This is a genomic window from Chromobacterium fluminis (assembly GCF_011602385.1).
In the GTDB taxonomy this organism is placed as follows: domain Bacteria; phylum Pseudomonadota; class Gammaproteobacteria; order Burkholderiales; family Chromobacteriaceae; genus Chromobacterium; species Chromobacterium fluminis.
In genome coordinates this window covers 1-8440 of record NZ_JAAOMA010000088.1, presented here as the reverse complement: position 1 = coordinate 8440, position 8440 = coordinate 1, and the positions used below count along the sequence as shown (strand labels likewise).

Sequence of the window (8440 nt, the reverse complement as noted above, 5' to 3'; positions counted from 1 at the left end):
GGGGCAATTGGGGGAGGCCGCCTTTGGCCGCAGCGGCGAGAAGGTCTATGTCAACGCCAGCAACGGCAATCTGCTGCTGCAACAACGCGACGAATTCCTGAAGAGCGCCGGTCTCGATCTGAGCTTGCTGCGCACTTACAACAGCCAAGGTCAGGTCGGAGAGGACCCCGGCGTCTGGAGATTGGGCGCCGCGCGTCAGGTGACCGGCCGCCAAGGCGGATTCAACCAAGCGGGCAGCACCGTGCGCCGTATTGGCGAAGACGGCTCCGCCGTGACCTACCGCTACGATGTCGCCCGCCAGGCGTATGTGGGGCAGGACGGACCAGGAGCCGACGATCTGCTGCGCTACGATGCCGCGCGTCAGCAATGGACCTGGACCGATGGCGCGAGCCAGACCACTGAAACCTACGACGCGGCGGCGGGCGGACGGCTGCTGCTGCAGCGCGACCGCGACGGCAAAACCCTGCAAGTGGTTTACAACGCCGCCGGATGGGTGGTGCGGCTGGACAGCTCGGGCGGCGAGCAACTGGCCATAGACTACGATGCCCGAGGCAATATCACGCAGTTGCGGACCTTGTGGACCGAGAACGGCGCCAGCCAGACCCGTACCCGGGTGCGCTATGGCTACGATGCGCAACAGCGGCTTAGCAGCGTCAGCGTCGACCTGAGCCCGGAAGACGGCCGTATTAATGACGGCAAGGTTTACATCACCCGTTATGCCTATGACGGGAATTCCAGCCGACTGGCCAGCCTGAGTCAGAGCGACGGCAGCCGCCTGGAGTTTGGCTACAGCCAGGTCAAGGACGAGTGGCGGGTGGCGGAGGTGCGCGATATCGACCGCGATGGCGTGGTGCGCCGCACCCGCTTCGACTACGACGTGGGCAAGCAACAGACCACCATCACGGATGCAGCCGGCTTGCAGAGCACTTGGCGTTATGACGCGCAAGGCCGTTTGCTGGAAGCCGGCAGAGGCGGGCAGCTTCAATTGCGCGCAAGCTATGATGCCCAAGGGCGCTTGCTGCGCCTGACCGACGCGCGCGGACAAGCCACCCACTACCAATATGATGGACAAGGCAACCGCGTTTTGGAGCGAGACGCCTTGGGCCAGACCGTGCTCCGGGAATACGATGCCGCCAACCGGCTGCTCAGCGAAACCCGCCATACCGGGCTGGACCCGGACGGCGCGGGCTCGCAAGTCCCGGACGGCGCGCAGACGACGCGCTACGCTTACGACGAAAAGGGCCGGCTGCGTTTCCGGATCGACCCCGCCGGCGGCGTCACCGAATGGCGCTATGACGCACTGGGCCGGCCTGTCAGCCAGCTGAGCTATCTGAACAGCGCAGGTCAGCAGAAGGCCGACACCGCCAAACTGACGGCCTGGGCGGCCGGCCAGCCGCCGGCGCAGATCCAACGCAGCGACAGCGTTTACGATTTGCGAGGCCTGGTCAGTGAAACCGTGCGTTATGCCCAGCTAGACGCCAAGGGCCAGGGGCTGCGCGACGGCAGCGAGCAAAGAGTCCGTTATCTATACGACCAGAACGGCAATGTGCTGCAACAATGGGATGGCCGCGGCGCCAGCGTGCAATACCGTTACGACGGCCTTAACCGCCTGACGCGGCAGACCGATGCGCTGGGCAACAGCACCGTTACCGTTTACCTCGACGCGCAAAGGCAAACCCAGGTCACCCTGGCCAACGGCCTGAGCACGCTAAGGCAGTACGACAGCGCCGGCCGGCTGATCGCCCAAACCGAACAAGACGCCGGGGGCCCGCTGGGCAGCACCCACTATCTCTACGACGCCATGGGCCGGCTGCTGCGCAGCACCGATCCCACCGGTCAACGGCAATACCAGCTTTACGACGCGCAAGGGCGCAAGCAGGCGGACATCGATCCCACCGGCGCGCTTATTGAATACCGCTACAACCCCGCAGGCCAACTCATCCGCCGAACCGGCTACGCCAATCGCATCGACTTGAGCCGCTTGAACGCTGATCCGTCGCAATGGACGCTGGACGCCTTGCGCCCCACAGGTCACGCGGACGACCGCATTGAACACCTGCTCTACGATGCCGCCGGGCGTCTGGCGCGCAGCATCGACGCCAGCGGGGCGGTCGCCGACACCCATTACGACGGCAGTGGCCGGATCATCGGCACAACTCGCTACGCCGCGTGGCTGGGCGCCAAGAAACAACAAGCCTTGCAAGCCCGTGACGGCGAGCTGAGCCTCAATGAGGCCAATGCCCGCGTTGCCGCCAGCGGGCAAGATAGGACCGAACGCCGGTTCTACGATGAGGCGGGGCGGCTGCAGGCGGAACTGGATGGCGAAGGCTATCTGATCGAGCATCGTTACGACAGCGTCGGTCAACGGCTTGCTTCCATTCGTTACGCCAACGCGACCGCCGGCGCAGAACGCGCGGCCGGCGGTTTGAGCGCGCTGCGGCCGCAGACCCACGCCCAAGACCAGACCACTTCCTATTATTACGATGGCCGTGGTCAGCAAGTGGCTGAAGTCGACGCCGAAGGCTATCTGAGCGAAACCCGCTACGACGCCGCCGGCCGCGTCCAACAACAAATCCGTTACGCCAACCGCGCTAAAACCGGGGCCACCCTGGCCGCGCGCCGTCCCGCCGTCCATGGCAACGACCAAGGCTTGCTCTATGAGTACGATGCCGCCGGCCGGCTCACTCGCCAGGTCCGGCAACCCGATGGTCTGATCACCAGCTACGCCTACGACAGCCAAGACCGGCTGATCCGGACCACCCGCCAGGCGGGGACGGATGGTCGCAGCCAACTGCAACGTTACGACAAACAGGGCCGGTTGACCGCAGAACTGGCCGGCGAAGGCGCCCAAGCGCTGGCGGCGCTGGGCGGAACGCCCAGCCAAGCCAGGGTGGACGCCGTGTGGGAACGTTGGGGCAGCCGCCACTACTACAACGCCGCCGGCCAACGCATCGCCACCCTTCGCCCCAACGGGGCAGACGGCCAGAGCGAACGCACCCTTTACTTCTATAACGCAGCCGGCCTCCAGACTCACATCGTCAATGCGCTGGGCGAAGTCAGCGACACCCGCTACGACGCCTTCGGCCAAATCGTAGGACAACTGAGTTATGAGCGCCGGCTTAGCGCGGCGCAGCTGGCCGGCCTGAACGGCGGGCCGCAATCCCAACTCACCCCGCTGCTGGCCTCACTCGCCCAAGCCGGCTTCAGCCGCCAAAGCTATGGCTACGACCGGCGCGGCGCGTTGGCCAGCCAGACCGATGCCTTGGGACGTGTGACGGATCGCTGGAGCTACAACGCCTTTGGCGAACGCCAGGACCACACCCGGCTGGACGGCGGCCGCCAGCAATTGCTGTACGACCGCCGCGGCCTCAATATCCAGCAGCAAGACGATGCCGACGGCTTGAAGCTGCTGCAGCACACCCGCTACGACGCCTTTGGCCGCGCATTGGAACAGACCGATCCGCAAGGGCAGGTTCAGCGCAGCGAATACGATAAACTGGGCCGGCAAATCGTCAGCCAGGACGCTCTGGGCGGCCGGCGGCGCAGCGTCTACGACGCCTTCGGCCGCGCGCTGACCCAGACCGACGCGCTGGGCGCCGTCACCACCACCGTCTATGATGACAAGACCGGCCGCTTGACCGTCACCGACGCCAACGGCATCGCCACCGTCACAGAGCGCAACGGCCACGGCGAGATCGTCATCGTGACCGATGGGCGCGGTCACGCCACCACCTACCAATACGACCGCGACGGCCGTCTCATCCGTCAAAACAACCCGCTGGGCTACGGCGAACAATGGCGTTACAACAGCGCCGGGCGCCTGTTTGAAAGCCTTGACGCCAACGGCATCCGCACCGTCTACGTTTACGACGCGGTGGGCCGTGTTTTGCAGCGTACGATTGACCCGACCGGCCTGAACCTAAGCACCCGCACGGAATACGATAGCCGCGGACGGGTGCAGAGACAGATCGACGCCAACGGCAGCGTGAGCGAGACCCGTTACGACGGCAATGGCCGCGTGATTGAAACCGTGCGCGACGCCACCGGCCTCAAACTCCTCACCGCCTACCATTATGACGGCCAGGGACGGCGGATCCGCGTGACCGAAGCCGCCGGCAGCCCTCAGGCCAAGACCACCGAATACCAATACGACAATGCCGGCCGACGAGTAAGAGAGACGGTGGACCCCGATGGCCTCAAACTCAGCACCCGCTACCAATACGACGGCAACGGCAATGTGACGTCCAAGACCGATGCCGGCGGCAAGGTGACGCGCTATGCGTACGATGCCAATCAGCGGCAGACGTATAGCGTCGACCCGTTGGGCTATGTCAGCGAAACCCGTTACGACGCCGAGGGGCGCATACTGCGCACCACCCGTTACGCCCAGGCGCTCAAACCAGGCGTTCTCGCCTCAGTAGAGAACCTGGCCGATCTTGGCCCGCAACTGAAGGCCAGCGCGGCGGACCAAACCGAACGGCGGGTTTACGACAAAGCCGGCCGGCTGCAACAACGGATCGATCCCCAGGGCTACCTGACCCATTACAGCTACGATAAAAGCGGCAACCTGGCCTGGACCACGCGCTATGCGAGGGGCGTGAGAGGGACGATCAGCGACGGCCAGCCCGTCGCCAGGCTGGGAAGTCTCCCGGATACTGGAGCGCCAAGCAGCGCCTATCTCGTGATGAGCGGCTCGGATCGGGCGGAATTCCAACTGTACGACGCGCTGGGGCGGCTTCAGCTGAGCCGGGACGCGCGCGGCTACGCCACCGAATATCAGTACGACGCGGCCGGCCAGCTGCAACAGCGGATTCAATACGCCAACCCGGTGCAAAAAAAGACCGTCATCAATCAGATGCCGGCGCGGATAGACCGTGCTGACCAAGCCCCGGCGGATGGCAGCGGCTACATCCTGCGCTCGGCTAACGACCGTAAAGAGTTCTTTGCCTACGACACCGCGGGCCGCGCCGTATTCAGCGTGGATGCGGAAGGCTACGCCACCCGTCGCACTTACGATGGGCTGGGCAATATCGTGGAGACGCGTCGGCACGCCAACCGGAGCATAGCCAACCTGGCCTGGATGCAGGTCAATCAGACCTTGTACGCCTATTTGTACGGTCGGGCGGCGGACTCGCCCAGCGCCCTGCACGACAAAGCCGCGGCGGACCCAGCGGCGCGGGCCAGCGAACTGATGGCGAGCGCCGGATTCGAAAAGCGAGTGGGCAAGCTAGACAACGCCAAGCTCGCCGCCTGGATCTACCAGACGGTGTACAGCCGAGCCGGCACCGCGCAAGAACTGGAGGCGGCCAAAGCGCGGCTGGACAAGGGCGAAAGCCGTGGCGGCGTTTTTTGGAGCCTGCTGCAGCAGGCCGATGTACAGCAGGTGGCGCCGTCCGCCGCCATTGCCCAGGCCTTGAACGACTGGCGCGTGCTGGCGGAGGGCACCGGCTACCACAATGGCGATCAGGTCAGCCGCCAGCAATACGATGCGGCAGGGCGGCTGAGCCATAGCGTGGACGCCAGCGGCTATGTGACCGCCTACCGCTACGACGCGGCGGGCCAAGTGACGGAAACGCGGCGTTACGCCCAGCGGCTATGGCCGGAAGCGGATGCCAAGACCAGCGCGGCGGCCAACGCAGAATGGGCGGACTACAATAAGCGCCTGTACGCTTATGTCCTGGGACGGGCTCCGGCAAACCTGGATGAGCTCAATGCCAGAGCGGCGAGTCAAAGCGAGCGGGCGCAAGCTCTGCTCAGCAGCCCAGAGTTCGAAAAACGATACGGCAAATTGGATGAGGCCGGCTTCATAGATTGGGCGTTTCGCCGGATTGCCACGCGTAGCCCGTCCGAGGCTGAAAAAGCCACCTGGCAGGAAAACCTGGGGTCAAAGGGCAGAAGCCGGGGTGAGTTGGTCAGATATCTGATGGGCTGGCGCTTGGCGCTCAAACGTCCGGCCGCGCTGGACGTACGTCAGGCGCTGAACGACTGGAGCGTGCTGGCTCAAATCAAAACCAGCGCCCAAGATCAAGTTAGCCGGAGCGTTTACGACGCCGCCGGTCGCCTGATCCAGGAAACCCGCGGCGACGGCGGCAAGCTGGCCGCTACCACCCGCTATCAACTGGACGCCCAAGGCAATCGCGTCGCCGAAACCGACGCGGGCGGCCGCACCACCCGCCGCGACTACGACCTGCTCGGCCGGCTGATCCGCGAAACCGACGCGCTGGGCGGCGTCACCGTCACCGAATACGACGCCTTCGGCAAGGCCATAAAGATCACCGACCCGCGCGGCTACAGCGGTTACAACTATTACGACGCGCTCGGCCGCCAGACCCTGCACATCGATCCCGAAGGCGGCGCCACCACGACCGAGTACGATGCGTTTGGCGACGTGCTGCGCATCAGCCGCCATGCCAATCGGGTCAATGTGTCCACGCTCAAGACCGCAAGCCGGCCGATGATCCCGGCCGAGCCCGCTCGAGACGCCGTCACCACTATTCTCCGCGACAAGCTGGGCCGTCAGGTGGCGATCACCGACGCCGAGGGCGGTGTCGAGAAGATGGCGTACGACGGCCTGGGCAACAAGACCGCCTACACCAACCAACTGAACGGCGGCTATCGCTACGTCCACGACGCGCAGGGCCGGGTGCTCAAAGAGACCAGTCCGCTGGGCATCGTCAAACGCTTCGAATACGACGGCTTCGGCAACCGCACGCTGCAAGTGGAAGCCGAAGGCAAGCCGGAGCAGCGCACCACCCGCTACCAATACGACGCGAACAATCGGCTGATCCGCCAGACCAGCGACGCGCTGCCGGTCTACACCCTGGACGGCGGCGAAGCCACGGTCAGCCCCAGCCAAAGCTGGCGCTACGACGCCGCCGGCCGTCAGATCGAATTCACCGACGCCAACGGCAAGATCACCCGCAGCCGCTACGACGCGCTGGGGCGTAAAACGGCGGAGCGCAACGGCGACGGCGTGCTCAGCGAGTGGGACTACGACGCGGCGGGCAATGTGAAGGCGCAGCGCGTTTACGCCCGTCTGGTGGGGCTGCCGGCCGACGGCGGCGTGCCGGCGCCGGCCTCCGCCGACGTCCGCGAAACCCGCTACGACTACGACGGCAACAACCGCCTGATCGAAACCCGCCAGCCGGGACAAAGCGTCGGCCAACGCGACGCCGCCAGCGGCCAGTACACAGTGGCGACCCAAGACCTGATCAGCCGCCAGCGCTACGACGCCAACGGCAACCTGATGGAAAGCATTGACGCCCGCGGCGGCAGCCAACGTCACTACTACGACCGCGCCGGCCGCAAACTGCTGAGCGTCGACGCCGCCGGCTACGTCACCGCCTGGGACTACGACGCCGCCGGCCGGGCCATCCGCGAAACCCGCTACGCCAGCGCCCTGAGCGGCGCTTACGACAGCGCCACCCCGTTGGACACGCTGCGTCAGCAACTCAAGCCCCACGCCGACGACCGCGTGCGCGAAACCGACTACGACCGGATGGGCCGGATTAGCGCGGAACGCACCCTCAAGCTCAAAGTGGCCAGCGCCGACGGCAAAACCCAACTTACGGTAACCGCCACGACCCGTTATCAGTACAACGCGCTGGGCAAGGTGATGCAAAAGACTGACGCCGCCGGCCAGGTCACCGACTGGCGTTACGACGCGCAAGGCCGGGAAACCCGACGTCAGGATGCCGCCTATACCGACTACGAAGGCCGCAGCGTGCGGCCGACCAGCGACAGCGAATACAACGGCCTGGACCAGCTCAGCCGCCAGATTCGCCGCGGCCTGGACGAGGCCAGCGAAGCCGACGACCAGATCGTGCGCTATCAATACGGCGCCGGCGGCCGGCTACTGAGCCAGACCGACGCGATGGGCAATGGCATCCGTTACGACTACGACGCCGCCGGTCAACTGACCCGCAGCCAGCGGGCGCGGCGCCAGGCCGACGGCAGCGAAGTCAACGACGTGACCGGCTACCGCTACGACGCGGCCGGCCGTCAGACCGAAAGACGGGACCAGGCGACGAGGATGCGCTTCGAGACGCGCTACAACGCCTACGGCGAAATTGACGGCAAACGTACCAGCGCCAACGGCAAGGGCGCGTGGCAGGAGTTCGCCGACTACGACGGCGCCGGCCGGGTGTTCCGGAACAACAGCGGCGGCGTCACCCGCGCCTATTTGTACGACGCCAACGGCAACGCCACGCTGCAGATCGAATCGGACAGCGTGGACCTGCGGCAATTGAGCCGTGATCAGATCCTGGCGGCGATCAACCGGCCGGACAGCGGCCTGCGGCTGACAGTGAGCGAATACGACGGCCGCAACCAGCGGGTGGCGACCTACCAGCCGAAGATGGTGAACGCGCGGGACCAGGCTTTGGTGCAGGCGGAGCGCTGGGTGAGCGCGGTGCCGCAGGAGGGCAGCGGCGGGGTGGTG

At 65.6% G+C, this 8440-nt stretch carries 1 protein-coding gene; it reads left to right on the top strand.

From position 1 onward, the window contains the following. A partial coding sequence (locus tag HA052_RS26525; protein ID WP_166454348.1) for a DUF4214 domain-containing protein occupies positions 1-8440 on the top strand: 8440 nt, incomplete at both ends.